The sequence below is a fragment of the Salmonella sp. SAL4457 genome (assembly GCF_046548235.1).
GTDB classification, from domain to species: domain Bacteria; phylum Pseudomonadota; class Gammaproteobacteria; order Enterobacterales; family Enterobacteriaceae; genus Salmonella; species Salmonella enterica.
Genome location: NZ_JBGDZO010001066.1, coordinates 1 through 247, shown reverse-complemented (window position 1 = coordinate 247; position 247 = coordinate 1). Strand labels below are relative to the sequence as shown.

Sequence of the window (247 nt, the reverse complement as noted above, 5' to 3'; positions counted from 1 at the left end):
GCTGCACTCGGCGTGGCCGACGATGGCCCTGGCCAGCTCGCCGCGATAGAAGCTTTCGCACTGGCTGCGCGCCAGCTCGTCCAGGGTGTCGGCCTGGCCCGGCTGGCGGAACACCTCGCCGGCGCGCGGCGCCCGGCCGTCGATGAGGAACTCGTCGAACCAGGCCCGTAGCTCGGGCCGCTGCGGCAACGCCGCGCGGAACTTGTCCAGGCCGCTCTGCCACAGGCGGGCGATCACCGGCGAGACC

General features: G+C 73.7%; 1 protein-coding gene. It reads right to left on the bottom strand.

Features of this window, described 5'->3' with window-relative positions; genetic code table 11:
- A partial coding sequence (locus ACLJNW_RS27455) for a gamma-glutamyltransferase (RefSeq protein WP_410961718.1) occupies window positions 1–247 on the bottom strand: 247 nt, incomplete at both ends.